Below are 13,928 nucleotides of genomic sequence, written 5' to 3'. Positions count from 1 at the left end.
CTTTGTTCCGTCCCCCCGTGACTCACCAGTGGGTGGCTGAGGATCAGACGGCGGTGTAGGCGCCGTCGACCAGGTGGTAGCTGCCGGCGACGAAGGATGCCCGGTCCGACAGCAGGAAGGCGATCAGCTCGGCGACCTCCTCGGCGCGACCGAGGCGGCCGGCCGGGTGCAGGGCGACCAGGCCCCGGTAGGCGGCCTCGTCCATGGACTTCAGCAGCGGGGTGTCGATGAAGCCGGGGCCGACCGCGTTGACGCGGATGCCCTTGGCGGCGTACTCGGCGGCCGCGGTCTTGGTCAGCCCGACCACCCCGTGCTTGGCGGCGACGTAGGCGGGCGAACCGGCGAAGGCGACCGAGCCGAGGATGGAGGCGACGTTCACGATGGCACCGCCCTTGCCGGCGGCCTCCATGGCGGGCAGTTCGTAGCGCATCGAGTAGAAGACGCCGTCGAGGTTGGTGCGCACGACGCGCTGGTAGGCCTCCACGTCGTACTCGCCGGTCGGGGCGCTCGGGCCGCCGATGCCGGCGTTGTTCACGGCGAGGTCCAGGCCGCCGAAGGTGTCGACGGTGAAGCGGACGGCGGCCTCGACGGACTCCGGGCGGGTCACGTCCAGTTCGACGGCCGCGGCGCGGATGCCCTCGGCCACGAGAGCGGCGGCGGCCTTCTCGGCGCCCTCGGCGTTGTGGTCGGCGATGACGACGTTCGCCCCGGCGGCGCCCAGGCGGCGGGCGGTGGCCAGGCCGATGCCGGAGGCGGCGCCGGTGACGAGGGCGGTGCGGCCGGAGAACTCGGCCGGGTCGGTCGCGGCGGGGGTGGTGCCGGTGGTGCTCATGCTGTTCTCACTCTTCGGTGGTGCTGTCGGGGGCCGCGGCCGCGGCCTCCGCTGTCAGGGCGTCGTAGGCCCGCTCCACGAGGGCGGCGAGGTCTGCGGCTCCCGGGTCCTCCCCGGCGTCGCGCGCCCACAGGCGCAGGGCGGCGACGAGGGTCCCGGCGGCGGCGTCGACGATCGCGGCCGGGCGCACGTCCCGGGCGTCGTCGGTGCCGAGCCGGTCGGCGACGATCCGGACCGACTCCTCCTGGGCGTCGACGCGGATGCGCTGGTAGGCGGCGAACAGGGCGGGCTCGCTGTCCACCAGGGACAGCAGCCGGCGCATCCGCGGACGCACGTGCCAGGCGGGGTCGTCCCGGTCGGCCAGCCAGTCGCGCACCGCCCTGCGGTAGGCGAGCAGGGGCGGCTCGCCGGCCGGACGGCGGCGCAGCAGCGCGTTGATGCGGTCGCCGTCACGGCGGACGAAGTCGAGAGCGGCGTCCTCCTTGCCGGCGAAGTGCCGGCTGAACGTGCGGCGCGTGACGTCCGCCCGCTCGGCGATGGCCTCCACCGTGGTCGCCGCCGGCCCGTGCTCCAGGATCAGGTCGCAGGCGGCGGTGGCCAGCGCGTCGCGGGTCTGCCGCGCCTTGCGCTGCCGCCGGTCCTCGGTGGGGGGCTTCGCTGCCGTCATGCCGCCGAGCGTACACCCGGAAATGTCCCAGTGGGACATCTGGCCCGGTGGGACATCTTCGGGGCTGGCGCCGGCCGTTCCGGGCCGTGTGCCCCGGGTGCGTACGGGTACCCGGGCCCGGACCGCGGAACGAACCCGACGGAGGGAGGCCCCCATGACCGGCGGCACGGAGACCGGCGGCGTGACCGGCACGCAGGACAAGGACTACAACCTGATCTGGTACGTCGAGTCGTGCCTGAACAACGCGCTGCGTCTGGAGACGTACATCCAGGACGCGGAGCGCACCAAGGACAACGAGGTCGCGGAGCTGTTCCGCAAGGCGCAGGCGGACAGCCGCAAGGGCGCCGAACTGGGCAAGGAACTGCTGCGCTCGCGGCTCGACGGCGGCTGACGGCGCGACCGCCGCGCCGAGGGCCCGGACACCGCCACCACCCGGTGTCCGGGCCCTCGCCGTGCCGCGGCGGCCGGGCCCCTCGCCCTGACGCACCGGCCCGCACGACACAGGCCCCGAACCTGCCCAGACTGGGGTGTGACGGACACCGTGCGCCCGGGTACCCGGGCCGCCCATGTGCGCGGCCGACGGCCGCCTCGCAGCTCAGGGCCGCGTCCGACGGCGGCCACGAGTCGAAGGAGCCCACGAGAGATGACGGACGTATCGAGCCAGGGACCGGCCCCCGGCGACGACCGGAAGGTGCTCACCAACCGGCAGGGACACCCCGTCTACGACAACCAGAACCAGCGCACGGTCGGCGCACGCGGCCCCGCCACGCTGGAGAACTACCAGTTCCTGGAGAAGATCAGCCACTTCGACCGGGAACGCATCCCCGAACGCGTCGTGCACGCCCGGGGGGTGACGGCGTACGGGTACTTCGAGGCGTACGGCGCCTGGGGCGACGAGCCCATCGACCGCTACACGCGGGCCAGGCTGTTCCAGGAGCGGGGCAAGCGCACGGACCTGGCGGTGCGGTTCTCCACGGTCATCGGCGGGCGCGACTCCGCCGAGACGGCCCGCGACCCCCGCGGCTTCGCCGTCAAGTTCTACACCGAGGACGGCAACTGGGACCTCGTCGGCAACAACCTGGGCGTCTTCTTCATCCGGGACGCGATCAAGTTCCCGGACGTCATCCACGCCCTCAAGCCGGACCCGGTGACCTTCGAGCAGCAGCCGCGGCGCATCTTCGACTTCATGTCGCAGACGCCGGAGAGCATGCACATGCTGGTCAACCTGTTCAGCCCGCGCGGCATCCCGGCGGACTACCGCCACCAGCAGGGCTTCGGCGTCAACACGTACAAGTGGGTCAACGCGGCGGGCGAGACCAAGCTCGTCAAGTACCACTGGATGCCCAAGCAGGGCGTGCGCAGCATGACCGAGGAGGACGCCGCCAACGTCCAGGCGCACAGCCTCGGCCACGCCACCAAGGACCTCTACGACGCGGTGACCCGCGGTGAGTACCCCGAGTGGGAACTGCTCGTCCAGATGATGGACGACCACGACCACCCGGAACTGGACTTCGACCCGCTCGACGACACCAAGACCTGGCCCGAGCAGGACTTCCCGCCCAAGCCGGTCGGCCGGATGGTGCTCGACCGGATGCCGGATAACTTCTTCGCGGAGAACGAGCAGATCTCCTTCGGCACCGGTGTCCTCGTCGACGGCCTGGACTTCTCCGACGACAAGATGCTGGTCGGCCGCACCTTCTCCTACAGCGACACCCAGCGCTACCGGGTCGGCCCGAACTACCTCCAGCTTCCCGTCAACCAGCCCAAGAACGCGCAGGTCCGCACCAACCAGCGCGACGGCCTGATGGCGTACGACCAGGACGGCGGCGGCGACAACCCCCTCGTCAACTACGAGCCGTCGATCATGGGCGGTCTGCGCGAGGCGCAGTACCCGACCCATGACGAGCAGGGACCGGAGATCCACGGCCGGCTCACCCGCAAGCGCATCCCGCGCGCCAACGACTACCAGCAGGCCGGGCAGCGCTACCTGCTGATGGAGCAGTGGGAGCGCGACGACCTGGTGGCGAACTTCGTCAACCTGCTCTCCCAGTGCGACCGGCCGGTGCAGGAGCGCATGGTGTGGCACTTCCTGCTGGTCGAGAACGACCTCGGCCTGCGGGTCGGCGAGGGCATCGGGATCAGCCCCCAGGACGTGTCGCACCTGGAGCCCCTGGCGAGCCAGGACCTCACCGACGAGGACCGCGAGCGCCTGGCCAACCTCGGCAAGAACCCGCCGCGCGACGTGGAGGGCCTGACCATGACCCACTGCGTCCCCGACGAGCGGCACGTCGTCACGCGCTGACGCTCACCCCGCGGACCGCAGCGCCGCCCGGGCCGCCGCCACGGCCCGCTCGGCGTAGCCGCGTCCGAACAGCACGGCGTGCACCAGCAGCGGGAAGAGCTGGTGCACGCCGACGCGTCCGGCCCAGCCGTCGGCGAGCGGAGCGGCCTCCTGGTAGGCGTCCACGATCCGCTCCAGGTGCGGGCAGCCGAACAGGCGCAGCATGGCCAGGTCGGTCTCGCGGTGGCCGCCGTGCGCGGCGGGGTCGATCAGCCGGACGTGCCCGTCGGCGCCCCACAGCACGTTGCCGTTCCACAGGTCGCCGTGGAGCCGGGCCGGCGGCTCCGCGGGACCGGCCAGTCGGGGCAGCCGCGCGCACACCAGCTCGATGTCGGCCGCCTCGGCGGAGCGGAGGGTCCCCGCGTCGACCGCGCGTCGCAGATACGGCAGCACCCGGTGCTCGGCGTACCAGCCCGGCCACGTGTCCCCGGGGACGTTGCGCATCGGGGCGAGCCCGATGTACGCCTCCCGGGGCCCGCCCGGCGGCGGGGCCCCGAACGCGGGCGCCCCGGCGGCGTGCAGGGCGGCCAGATCCCGGCCGAAGGCGGCGGCGGCCCCGGCGCCCGGCGGTCCCTGCTCCACCCGGTCGGTGACGAGCCACTCCGCGTCGTCGCCGTGCACCGCGGGGACCCGGACCGCGCCCGCGCCGGCCAGCCAGCGCAGCCCCGCCGCCTCGGCCCGCGCGGCACCGGCGCCCTCGCCGCGCTTGACCATCACCGTGCGCCCGTCGTCGAGGGCGACCTCGGCGAGCGTCCCGGAGAGCCGGCGCCCACCGGTTGCCGACCGGCCGGTGAACCGGGCCGCGGCGGCCGAGGGCGAGGGTGCGGAAGGCATGGTGGTCACCCTACGGCCGCACCGCCGACCCGGTGAAAAACGCTTGCCCGGTCGATCGAACGCCCCGGTGGCGGGGGACCAGTGGGACTATGACCAGTTCAGCTTTTCATCGCACCATCGTCCTGCCCGCTCCCGTGTGCGAGCAGGCCGCACTCCATCTCGAACAGGCGGTCAAGAAGTCCATCGACGGCGCCGCGACCCCCTGGCGGGCCTTCCGCGGGGCCGACGGGGACGACTTCGCGTTCTCCGTCCCCGTGGTCGAGCAGGCCGCCGGCTGCCTGCTGGTGCTGGCGGCCGAGAGCGCCCAGAGCCTGCGCCCCTCCGCGCTGCGCGCGCTGATCACCGTGGCCCTGCATCTGCGGGACGCCGCCGAGGCCGTACGCCGCCCGGCCCTCGCCGGTCCCGTCTGGTGAGCGCCGGGGCGGCCGGTGTCACGCCCCCATGAGGCGCAGCATGATCCACAGGGCCACGGTCGAGGCGGCGAGCGTGGCGGGCACGGTGAGCAGACCGAGGCGGGTGAACCGGCCGAGCTCCGCCTCGACGCCGTGCCGGTGCAGGACGCGCCGCCACAGCAGCGTCGCCAGCGAACCGACGTAGGTCAGGTTGGGACCCAGGTTCACGCCGATCAGCACGGCGAGGACGGGGCCCGGTCCGGCGGGCGCGGTCAGCGGCAGCAGCGCCAGGACGGCCGGCAGGTTGTTGATGACGTTGGCCAGCACCGCGGCCACCACCGCCACGCCGAGCAGGGCCGCCAGCGACGGGCCCTCGGGCAGCAGACGGGCGAGCCCCGTGGCCAGGCCGCTGGACACCACGCCCTGCACCACGACGCCGAGGGCCAGCACGAACAGGCAGAACTGCGGGGCGGCGGCGCCCACCAGCTCCCGGGGTGCGACGTGGCGCCGGGACAGCGCCCGCAGGCCGAGCACGACGACCCCGGCCAGCGCCGCCCACGCCGGCGCCAGCCCCGCCAGGGAGGTCACGGCGAACCCGGCGAGCGTCAGGCCCAGGACGACGAGCGTGAAGCGGGGCACGGCGGGACCCGCGTCGGGAGCGTCCGGCGCCCCGACGCCACCGGGTGCCGGGGCCGCGGCGGGGACGAGCGCCGGTGCGGGCCCGGTCACGGGCGCGGCCAGGTCGGCGCGGAAGAAGCGGCGGAACACGACGTACTCGACGGCGATCGCGGCCAGCCAGGGCAACGCCATCAGCGCCGCGAACCGGGTGAAGGTCAGGCCGCTGGCCGTGAACGCCAGCAGGTTCGTCAGGTTGGAGACCGGCAGCAGCAGCGAGGCCGAGTTCGCCAGATGCGCCGTGGCGTACACGTGCGGGCGGGCCCGGGCTCCGGAGCGGGCCGCGGTGGCGAGGACGACGGGGGTGAGCAGGACGACGGTGGCGTCCAGACTGAGCACGGCGGTGACCACGCAGGCCACCGCGAACACGCCCGCCAGCAGCCTGCGCGGACTGTCACCGCACCGGCGGGCCACCGCGGCGCCGGCGGCCTCGAACAGGCCCTCCTTCGCGCACAGGTGGGCCAGCATCAGCACCAGGGCGAGGAAGCCGACGACCGGCAGCAGCGTACGGGTCTGCTCCCAGGCCTCGTGCGGCGTGACCGTGCCCAGCAGCACGGCCAACGCGGCGGCGGGCACGGCGGCCACCGCCTCCGGCAGGCCCCGGGGGCGCAGCAGGGCGAAGGCCAGCACGCCCAGCAGCAGGGCGACCGACACGGCCTCGGGGACGAGGGCGGTACTCAGGGGGTTCTCCTCCACACCAGAAGCCGGGCGGGCACCCGGTGAACGGCGCGTTCAGGATGACACCTCCGGCGGGGTGCACCCGGCGCGGCCCCGACGGACCGGCTCCGGATGTGGCCGAGGCCACGTTCCGGACGGGACCGGGGCCATGGTCCGCCGGGTGCGCCGCCCGCTACCGTTTCCGCGGGGCTCCCGTCGCACGACGCCATGGCCACGGCCAAAGCCCCAGTCCCCCCGACGAGCAGTACGGACGGTCCGGCAGTGCAGGCAGATCTCTCCCCGGTGATCGCGGCGACCACCCAGTGGCTCACGTGCGCCTATCCGGCGTCCGGCGGCGCGCTGGCCTCCGCCCTGTGCGAGGTGCAGGCGCGGCAGGCCGTGACGGTCGCGGCCCGGCTGCGCTACCCCACGGCGATGGACGCCGCCCTGATGACCATGTCCGGCCCCGGCGGCTCCGCCCGGCTCGACTGGATCACCGGCGTGGACGGCACTCCGGCCGCCGACCTGGACGGGTACGCCTGGCGGACCTGGGTGGACGAGGTGGTGACGAGCTGGGCCGCCTGCCTGCTCACCGACCCCGAGCTGGCCGATCTCGCCGTCGCGGCACTCGGCGGGGCGGCCGCCGCCGGGACACCGGTCGAGTTCCGCCGCCTGCTCGCCCCCGACGACCGCGACCGCGCGGCGGCAGCGCTCCTGCGCCACCCCGACCTGCTCGCCTCCGTCGCGGAACTCCACCTGGACGAACTGATCGACCGGCTGAAGCCGGGCTCGGCACTGGTCGCCTGACCGGACCACGCGGGGACACGCCCCCCGGCGGGCGGGGCCCGGGCCGTCGCTTCTCCGGCCGAGGGCGGTCTCGCCCTCCCCGGCCGGTCAGGCTCACGCCCCCCGTGGCGCCCCGCCGGTCAGGCTCACGTCCCCTGCGCCGCCCCGGCCGGTCAGGCTCACGCCGCCGCTTGCAGGGCCGTGCGGTCGGGCAGGTCCTCGTCCGGGGTGCGTACCACCACCGGTGCCGTGGTCCGGCGGCCGTGCAGGAGCCGGCCCGTGCCGATGGCGCCCGCGATGACCAGGCCGCCGACGATCAGCGCGCCGCGCGGCCCGGCCAGTTCCATCAGCAGGCCCAGCGCGGGCGGCCCCCCGAGGCTCCACACCGTGCCGATGCTGCCCCACACCCCGAGCACGCGGCCCCGCATGTGGGCGGGCGGGTCCGTCTGCAGGACCGCCGTGCCCGCCGTGTCGGAGACGGACTCGACCACCGCCATGGGCAGCACCATGACCAGCAGGACGGCCAGCGACGGCGACATCCCCGCCACCACCTGGAGCAGACCGCCCGCCGCCGCCAGCGCGCCCACCACCCGCACCGAGGGGCGGCGCAGCCGGGCGCCCAGCAGCGCGCCGACGATGCCGCCGACGGCGAGGACGGTGGAGACGGTGCCGAACGAACCCGCACCGCCCGCGAGCGGACCGGTGACGAGCACGGCCAGGGTGAGCTGGTAGTTGCGTCCGAAGACGGCGCTGACCCCCGTGACACCGGCCAGCGCGAGCAGCCGGGGGCGGCGCGCGAAGAACGCCAGGCCCTCCCGCACGCTCATGCCGCCGTCCGCGGCGCGCCGGCCCCGCTTCCCGCGTACCGCGGCACCGGCCGCCCGGACCGCGCCGCGGGCGGGCCGCAGGAAGGGGATCACCGAGGCCACGAACAGGAACGACAGGCCGTTCGCGGCGTACGCGGCGGCCGTACCGAGGAAACCGACCGTCACACCGGCCAGCGCGGCGCCCGTGAGGCGGCCCGCCTGGTGCACCAGCGCGCCCACGCCGATGGCGGACGGCACGTCCTCCGGCGGGACCAGGTCGTTGCCCAGCAGGGAGCACGCCGGGCCGTCGACGGTGGCGACGACGCCGGTGACGGCGGCCAGCACCATCAGCGTGGGCACGTCCAGCCGGTCCAGCGCCACCAGGGCCGCCGTCACGAAGGCCACCGTGCCGAGCAGCGCCTGACTGACCGCGGCGGTCAGCCTCCGCGGCCAGCGGTCGACGGCCGCGCCGCCGAACACGCTGATCAGCAGCGCGGGCGCGGCCTGCACCGACATCGACAGACCCGTCGTGGCCGCGGACCCGGTGATCTGCAGGACCAGCAGGTTCTGCACCGTGAGCTGCATCCACGTACCGGCGTTCGACACGAAGTTCGCCACGGACCACCAGCGCATGCTGCGGTAGCGCAGGGAACGCCACGGCGAGCGGGACGCGGACACGGGAGGCGGCGCGGGGGCCGGCAGGGCTGGGGCGGGAGAAGAAGACACAGTGCGCCACTCGAAGGCGAGTCGGAGGACCCGGAAGGGACAGGGAGACGGAGCAGGACGCCGGCTGCGCTGCGCGGCCACTGCGATGAGCCGGGATTCGGCGCCGACCATCGTGGCAGAAGGGACGGCCGAGTCGTCGCCGCCCGGCCGGTCCGCGCCGGGCACCGGGAAGCCAACCACCGCACCGAGTCGGCCACTTCGCCGCCCGAGTGTGGTTGATCACAGGCCCCGGACCGGCGGCCCGGAGCGCCGGTGTCCGTGACGGCCGCCACAGCCGCCGATGCCGTTCTCCCGCACGCCGCCGGGCTCGGGGGACGGCCGCAGCAGGCGTCGGAGAGTGAAAGCGACCCCGTGGGGCACTCGGGCCACGCTCGTCACGCGTCCTGCCGGCGCGGCGGAGGAAGGAAGGTCGTCCTCATGATGCCGATGGCGGCGTTCACCGGCCCGGACGGGGCCCGCGTGCCCTGGGGCCGCGTCCTGGTGACCGGCGGCGCCGGGTTCCTGGGCTCCCCCCTGTGCACCCCGGCTGCTGGATTCGGGAGCCGAAGTCGACTGCCTGGACGACCTCTCCACCGGGCGGGCCGAGAAGGTGGCCCCTCTGGCCGGCCGCCCCGGCTTCCGCTTCCTGGAGGGCGACATCGCCGAGCCCGCCCGCGCGCGGGCCCTGACCGGCCCCTACGACCTGGTCCTGCACCTGGCCGGCCCGCAGTGCACCGCCGCCTGGCCCGACCGGCCCGTGGAACTGCTCGAGGCGGGCAGCCTCGGCACCCGTGCCGCGCTGGCCGTCGCGAAGCGGGACGGCGCGCGGTTCCTCCTCGCCTCCTCCCCGCCGGTCCGCCCCGGAGTCCCGTACCGCGAGGACCCCGGCCCCGGCAGCGACCCGGTCGGCCCGCACGGCACCTGCGCCGAGGCCGTCCGGTTCGCCGAGGCCCTGACCGCCGCCCACGCGGCGGCCCACGGTCTGGACGCGGGGATCGTGCGGCTGTTCGGCGGATACGGGCCGGGGATGCGGACCGGCGACGGCACACCGCCGGCCGCGTTCATCGAGCAGGCACTCGCCGGGCAGCCCGTCACCGTCGCCGGGGACGGCGGCTACCGGCACCCCCTGTGCTACGTCGACGACATGACCGACGGGATACTGCGGGTCGCCGCCGGCCGCTCGGTACGGCCCGTGGACATCGGCGGCGACGAGGCCCCGACCGCCCTGGAACTGGCGCGGCACGTGATCGGCCTGACCGGCTCCGACTCACCGCTCGTCTTCACCGGTCCCCAGGGAGCGCCCGCCGCGCCGGACCGGCCCGTCACCGGCTTCGCCCGCGAGATCTTCGGCTGGCTGCCCGGCGTCACCTGGCAGGACGGCCTGGAACGCACCGTCGCCGCCTTCCGCCACGCGCCCGAGCCGGTGCCGACGACGACGGAGCGCGCGGGGGAGTGGCGGATGTGAGACTCACGCCCCGGCGCGCTCGGCGGGACGTCTGCGCGCCGGGGCATGCCGGCGGCGCCCGCCCGGGCCTGCGTGACGCCGCCGTCCGCTGTCCCGGCCGCCGGGCGTCACGGTCGCGCCCCGCTGCCCACGCACGACGGCGGCTCCCGGGATCCGGACCCGGGAACCGCCGTCGTCGTCAGGTCACGCCATCGCGCGATCAGCCGGACTTGCCCCGTCCCGTCAGCGCGTCCCGCACCCGGTCGACCATGCCCGCGCCCGGTGCCAGCAGCTTGTTCATCGGGGGCTTGTCCGGGGCGGCGGGGTGCGGCCGCGTCGGCGCCGTCTTCTTCGCCTGCCGGACCTTGTCGCCCAGCTCGTCCAGTGCCCCGGGCGGGCACGCCTCGCGCAGCCGGGGGAAGAGGTTGTTCTCCTCGTCCGCGACATGCTCACGGATCTCGCTCATCAGCTTGCCGATCAGCCGGTCGAACTCGGGGTCGTCCGCCGCGCAGCCCTCCAGGTCCTTCATGATCTGCTCGGCCTCGGCGTGGTCCTCCAGCTCCTTGTCGGCCAGAGCACCCCCGTTCGCCACGTGCTCGCGGACCGCCGGGTAGAGATACGCCTCCTCAGCCACCGAGTGCCGTACCAGCTCGATCGTCGCCTGGTCGGCGTACAGCTTGCGGTCCTTGTGACCGGGTGGCAGCGCCTCGATCTTCCCGAAGAGCTCCTCGACCTCGCGGTGATCGGTCGTCAGCTCGTCGATGACGTTTCCTCCGTGTCCCACGGTGCACCTCCAGTCGGGTCGTGACGGTTCACGGGACGGACCCGCCACGGGCGCCGGGTCCCCGCCCGCGCCGGGCCCATGCCCCCTCAGACGCCCAGCTTGGCCCGCACACCGCTCGCCGCGGCCGCGGGGCGTGCCGCGGCCCGCACCGAGCGCTGGACCGTACGGGCCTCGTGCCGCAGGCCCTTGGCTGCGTGCCGGCCGCGCCACATCAGCGAGGGGGCGCCGCCGGTGTCGTCGGCGGCGATCAGCAGTCCGCCCAGCATGGACAGGTTCTTGAGGAAGTGGATGCGCTGCTGGGTGCGGTCGCCGGGCTCGTCCGACTCCCAGAAGCGGTGCCCCGCCAGGGTGGTGGGGACCAGGGTCGCGGCGATGGCCAGCGCGGACAGCCGGGGGAAGCGGCCGAGACCGAGCATGATGCCGCCCACCACCTGCACGGCGCCGTTGAGCCGTACGAGTTGTTCGGCGCTGTCCGGCAGCACGGACACGCGGTTGGTCACGGGACGGACGACGGGTTCCGCCACCGGCGCCACGTCTCCGGGACTGCGCAGGGACTGCAGGCCGCCTGCGACGAACATCGAGGCGAGCATCGGCCGGCCGGCCAGACGCAGAAGACTCATGACGCTCTCTCCAGGGTTGCCGGGGGTGTTGTGCCTACCGGGATCATCGGGTGCCCCGGCCCGGCGGCGCCATTCGGCACCCGGCGCGCACCCGGCGTCCGCCGGCCCCGGCCGGTGCGGCCTTCGCGCAGGTCACGGCCGGTCGGCGGTCACGGCGACGCGTTGCCGGGGACGGTGCGGGCCCGGCGCATTCGGCGCAGCGCCCGCGGGTGCCCGGGGAGCCTTGGGGGAGCGGTCCGGGGCGGGCAGGATGCCGCGGTGACCGTGACCGCCGCCGTGCGCCCCCACCGTCCCGCCGACGCCCCCGCCCTCGACGACATCTGCGTGCGCACCGCCCACCCCGCCCATCTGCACATCGACCTGCTGCCCGAGTGGCAGGGACGCGGACACGGACGGACGCTGATGGAGACCTTCTGCCGGGCGCTGCGCGAGCGTGACGTGCCCGCCGTCCACCTCGTCATGGGGCGGCCAACCGTCCCGCCCGCGCCTTCTACGACCGGATGGGCTTCCACGAGATCCGGGCGCCCGGTCTCGACCCCGCGGTCGTCACCTGCCTCGGGCGGACGACCGAGCCGAGGGGGAACCGTCAGCCCGCGTGCAGCTCGTAGACGTTGAAGGCCCGCCGGATCACCGGCTGGGCCACGTTGCGCACCCGCACCCCGCCGGCCGTCATGCCGTGCTCCGAGCCCAGGTGCGCGTGGCCGTGGACCGCGAGGTCCGCACCGGCCGTGTCGATCGCCTCGGCCAGGAGGTAGCTGCCGAGGAACGGATAGATCTCCAGCGGCTCACCGGCGAGCGTGTCGGCCACGGGGGAGAAGTGGGTCAGGGCGACGCGTGCCGCGCAGCCCCGGCCGTCGAGTTCCTCCAGCGCGGTGCGCAGACTGTCCGCCGAGCGCCGGGTGGTGCGGACGAACTCCTTCATCAGCGGCTCGCCGAACTCGCCGGCGCTGCGGCCCACGAACCCGCCCCCGAACCCCTTGGCCCCGGCGACCCCGACCCGCGTCCCGCCGCACTCCACGACGGTGGCCGAGCCCTCCAGCACCGTCACACCGGCGTCCTGGAGCAGCGCGGCGACCTTCTCGGGCTGCTCGTCGTGGTGGTCGTGGTTGCCGAGGACGGCCACCACGGGCACCGGCAGGTCACGCACCTCCTGGGCCACCACGCGGGCCTCCTCCGGCGTGCCGTGCCGGGTGAGGTCACCGGCGAGCAGCAGCAGGTCGGCGCAGTCGGGCAGGGTCTCGAAGGCGGGCCTGAGCAGGCCCTGGCTCTCGGGGCCCATGTGGATGTCTCCCACGGCGGCGACGCGCACCATCACAGCTCCTCCGCGTGGTCGGGACGGGTGGTGTCGGCCACCAGGATGTCGCTGTGCACGGTGAGCCCGGCCAGCTCCTCCCGCACGATCCGCAGCAGGGTGTCGCGGCACTGCGCGGACGGCACCGTGCCGGTGACCGCGACGGCCCCGGACCGGATCTCGGCCCGCACCCCGAGCTCGCCGAGTTCTTCGGCGGCGAGCCGGTCGTGCAGATGGGCGATGCGGTACTCGACGTTCTCGGCGGCGGGCGGGGGGCCGCTCGCGGCGGGCCCCCGGCGTGCGACGGGGTCGCTCATCGCTGCTCCTCCTTCGCGGGGGAGGCCGGGGAGATGATCTCCAGCCGTTCGAGGATGAAGAAGAACGCGGCGGGCATCGGGGCGTCCGCGCAGTCGCGGCGCAGTTCCTCCCAGTCGATCTTCTCCCGCAGCGTCCGGGCGATCGGCAGCACCGCCCCGAAGTCGCAGTGGTGCTCCGAGAACGCGGCCAGCAGACCGCGCAGCAGGTCCGTCGGCGACAGGACCGGCATGAGGACCGAGTCCACGGACAGCTCCTGAGCCCGGTCCAGCAGGTCCGAGGTGACGGGACGGTGCGCCAGCTCGAAGATCAGGTCCACCTGCTGCCCCAGGCAGTTGGCCTTCAGCAGCCAGTCCTCCGGAGGCGTGTAGACCTCCAGGCCCGCCTCCCGCAGGGTGCCGGCCACCGCGTCCGCGTCCTCGGGCCGGATACAGAAGTCGACGTCGTGCTGGAGGTTCTGGGTGCCGCCGTGCGCGTACACGGCGACGCTGCCCGCCAGCGCGAACGGATGCCCCTCCTTCTTCAGGATCGCGCCCACCTGCTTGGCGGCCTGGAGGATGGCCTGGTTGCGGTCGACCGGCAGTTCTTCGTGCGGTACGTCGTCGCGGGGGGCCGGCTGGGCTTCCCCCGCCGCCGGACGAAGCTCGGAAACGCCGGTGCGTTCGAGAGCGTGATCGTCGGCGGGCTGCGTCATCGTGTGTCCCCTCTCCGGGCTGTCGCCTTCCGTTGACCGGACCGGCCGTCGCCCGGTTCCGTGTACCCGGCGTGGCACCGCCGAC

14 protein-coding genes and 2 pseudogenes are annotated in these 13,928 nt (G+C 74.6%); 6 read left to right on the top strand and 10 right to left on the bottom strand.

The genetic code is table 11. The features are described from left to right. Positions 1-43: 43 nt before the first annotated feature. Both ACH499_RS23570 and ACH499_RS23565 read right to left on the bottom strand, forming a co-directional pair. Positions 44-832: an SDR family NAD(P)-dependent oxidoreductase gene (locus tag ACH499_RS23570; protein ID WP_399018128.1), complete on the bottom strand. Its 789-nt coding sequence runs from the start codon at positions 830-832 to the stop codon at positions 44-46. 7 nt (positions 833-839) lie between these two features. Then, a complete protein-coding gene (locus ACH499_RS23565) occupies positions 840-1,499 on the bottom strand; it encodes a TetR/AcrR family transcriptional regulator (protein ID WP_399018126.1) in 660 nt (219 codons plus the stop codon). Positions 1,500-1,653: 154 nt separating this feature from the next. Here ACH499_RS23565 and ACH499_RS23560 point away from each other — a divergent pair, with 154 nt between their 5' ends. After that, positions 1,654-1,890 carry a hypothetical protein gene (locus ACH499_RS23560; RefSeq protein WP_356200308.1) on the top strand — a complete coding sequence of 79 codons (237 nt, stop codon included), beginning with the start codon at positions 1,654-1,656 and terminating at the stop codon, positions 1,888-1,890. Between the two features lie 252 nt (positions 1,891-2,142). Beyond that, positions 2,143-3,801 (top strand): catalase, encoded by a 1,659-nt coding sequence (locus tag ACH499_RS23555; protein WP_356200310.1) that lies wholly within the window; start codon positions 2,143-2,145, stop codon positions 3,799-3,801. Positions 3,802-3,804: 3 nt separating this feature from the next. Here ACH499_RS23555 and ACH499_RS23550 read toward each other — a convergent pair whose 3' ends face one another. After that, on the bottom strand, positions 3,805-4,674 hold the full coding sequence (locus ACH499_RS23550) for a fructosamine kinase family protein (RefSeq protein ID WP_399018123.1): 870 nt from the start codon (positions 4,672-4,674) through the stop codon (positions 3,805-3,807). Positions 4,675-4,763: 89 nt separating this feature from the next. On the opposite strand from ACH499_RS23550, the gene ACH499_RS23545 reads away from it, so the two are divergent. Next, positions 4,764-5,087: a hypothetical protein gene (locus ACH499_RS23545; RefSeq protein WP_356200314.1), complete on the top strand. Its 324-nt coding sequence runs from the start codon at positions 4,764-4,766 to the stop codon at positions 5,085-5,087. Positions 5,088-5,105: 18 nt separating this feature from the next. On the opposite strand, the gene ACH499_RS23540 is transcribed toward ACH499_RS23545, so the two are convergent. Beyond that, entirely contained in the window at positions 5,106-6,437 is a 1,332-nt protein-coding gene (locus ACH499_RS23540) for an SLC13 family permease (protein WP_399018121.1), read from the bottom strand. A 243-nt stretch (positions 6,438-6,680) separates the two neighbouring features. On the opposite strand from ACH499_RS23540, the gene ACH499_RS23535 reads away from it, so the two are divergent. Further along, complete coding sequence (locus ACH499_RS23535; protein WP_356200317.1) at positions 6,681-7,205, top strand: hypothetical protein; 525 nt, start codon at positions 6,681-6,683, stop codon at positions 7,203-7,205. Between the two features lie 158 nt (positions 7,206-7,363). On the opposite strand, the gene ACH499_RS23530 is transcribed toward ACH499_RS23535, so the two are convergent. Continuing rightward, entirely contained in the window at positions 7,364-8,623 is a 1,260-nt protein-coding gene (locus tag ACH499_RS23530; protein WP_399018119.1) for an MFS transporter, read from the bottom strand. 510 nt (positions 8,624-9,133) lie between these two features. On the opposite strand from ACH499_RS23530, the pseudogene ACH499_RS23525 reads away from it, so the two are divergent. Further along, positions 9,134-10,160, top strand: a pseudogene (locus ACH499_RS23525) (NAD-dependent epimerase/dehydratase family protein). A gap of 199 nt (positions 10,161-10,359) precedes the next feature. On the opposite strand, the gene ACH499_RS23520 reads toward ACH499_RS23525, so the two are convergent. Together ACH499_RS23520 and ACH499_RS23515 are read right to left on the bottom strand one after the other, a co-directional pair. Beyond that, positions 10,360-10,923, bottom strand: a complete 564-nt coding sequence (locus tag ACH499_RS23520; RefSeq protein ID WP_399018117.1) for a hemerythrin domain-containing protein — start codon at positions 10,921-10,923, stop codon at positions 10,360-10,362. An 86-nt stretch (positions 10,924-11,009) separates the two neighbouring features. Then, positions 11,010-11,543 (bottom strand): DoxX family protein, encoded by a 534-nt coding sequence (locus ACH499_RS23515; protein ID WP_356200324.1) that lies wholly within the window; start codon positions 11,541-11,543, stop codon positions 11,010-11,012. A gap of 333 nt (positions 11,544-11,876) precedes the next feature. Between ACH499_RS23515 and ACH499_RS23510 the strand changes: the two are divergent. Beyond that, positions 11,877-12,151, top strand: a pseudogene (locus ACH499_RS23510) (GNAT family N-acetyltransferase); the annotation flags it as partial. On the opposite strand, the gene ACH499_RS23505 reads toward ACH499_RS23510, so the two are convergent. The 3 genes from ACH499_RS23505 to ACH499_RS23495 are packed head-to-tail and all read right to left on the bottom strand — an operon-like array spanning position 12,130 to position 13,843. Beyond that, positions 12,130-12,855, bottom strand: a complete 726-nt coding sequence (locus ACH499_RS23505; protein ID WP_356200326.1) for a metallophosphoesterase — start codon at positions 12,853-12,855, stop codon at positions 12,130-12,132. The pseudogene ACH499_RS23510 and the gene ACH499_RS23505 sit on opposite strands and share 22 nt — an antisense overlap. Beyond that, positions 12,855-13,151, bottom strand: coding sequence for a BON domain-containing protein (locus tag ACH499_RS23500; protein ID WP_356200328.1), 297 nt, complete (start codon positions 13,149-13,151; stop codon positions 12,855-12,857). Before ACH499_RS23500 ends, ACH499_RS23505 begins: the two co-directional genes overlap by 1 nt. After that, on the bottom strand, positions 13,148-13,843 hold the full coding sequence (locus tag ACH499_RS23495) for a nucleotidyltransferase family protein (RefSeq protein ID WP_356200330.1): 696 nt from the start codon (positions 13,841-13,843) through the stop codon (positions 13,148-13,150). Before ACH499_RS23495 ends, ACH499_RS23500 begins: the two co-directional genes overlap by 4 nt. Positions 13,844-13,928 lie beyond the last annotated feature (85 nt).

Source organism: Streptomyces sp. NPDC018947 (genome assembly GCF_044390505.1).
In the GTDB taxonomy this organism is placed as follows: Bacteria; Actinomycetota; Actinomycetes; order Streptomycetales; family Streptomycetaceae; genus Streptomyces.
Note: the sequence above shows the minus strand (reverse complement) of the source record. Positions and strands in the feature narration are given on the sequence as shown.

What these genes read in the sequence shown, in the direction of transcription:
- ACH499_RS23565 (WP_399018126.1), bottom strand. Translation starts at nt 1,499, where the DNA reads ATGACGGCAGCGAAGCCCCCCACCGAGGACCGGCGGCAGCGCAAGGCG.
- ACH499_RS23495 (WP_356200330.1), bottom strand. Translation starts at nt 13,843, where the DNA reads ATGACGCAGCCCGCCGACGATCACGCTCTCGAACGCACCGGCGTTTCC.
- ACH499_RS23530 (WP_399018119.1), bottom strand. Translation starts at nt 8,623, where the DNA reads ATGCGCTGGTGGTCCGTGGCGAACTTCGTGTCGAACGCCGGTACGTGG.
- ACH499_RS23515 (WP_356200324.1), bottom strand. Translation starts at nt 11,543, where the DNA reads ATGAGTCTTCTGCGTCTGGCCGGCCGGCCGATGCTCGCCTCGATGTTC.
- ACH499_RS23550 (WP_399018123.1), bottom strand. Translation starts at nt 4,674, where the DNA reads ATGCCTTCCGCACCCTCGCCCTCGGCCGCCGCGGCCCGGTTCACCGGC.
- ACH499_RS23500 (WP_356200328.1), bottom strand. Translation starts at nt 13,151, where the DNA reads ATGAGCGACCCCGTCGCACGCCGGGGGCCCGCCGCGAGCGGCCCCCCG.
- ACH499_RS23570 (WP_399018128.1), bottom strand. Translation starts at nt 832, where the DNA reads ATGAGCACCACCGGCACCACCCCCGCCGCGACCGACCCGGCCGAGTTC.
- ACH499_RS23505 (WP_356200326.1), bottom strand. Translation starts at nt 12,855, where the DNA reads ATGGTGCGCGTCGCCGCCGTGGGAGACATCCACATGGGCCCCGAGAGC.
- ACH499_RS23560 (WP_356200308.1), top strand. Translation starts at nt 1,654, where the DNA reads ATGACCGGCGGCACGGAGACCGGCGGCGTGACCGGCACGCAGGACAAG.
- ACH499_RS23545 (WP_356200314.1), top strand. Translation starts at nt 4,764, where the DNA reads ATGACCAGTTCAGCTTTTCATCGCACCATCGTCCTGCCCGCTCCCGTG.
- ACH499_RS23555 (WP_356200310.1), top strand. Translation starts at nt 2,143, where the DNA reads ATGACGGACGTATCGAGCCAGGGACCGGCCCCCGGCGACGACCGGAAG.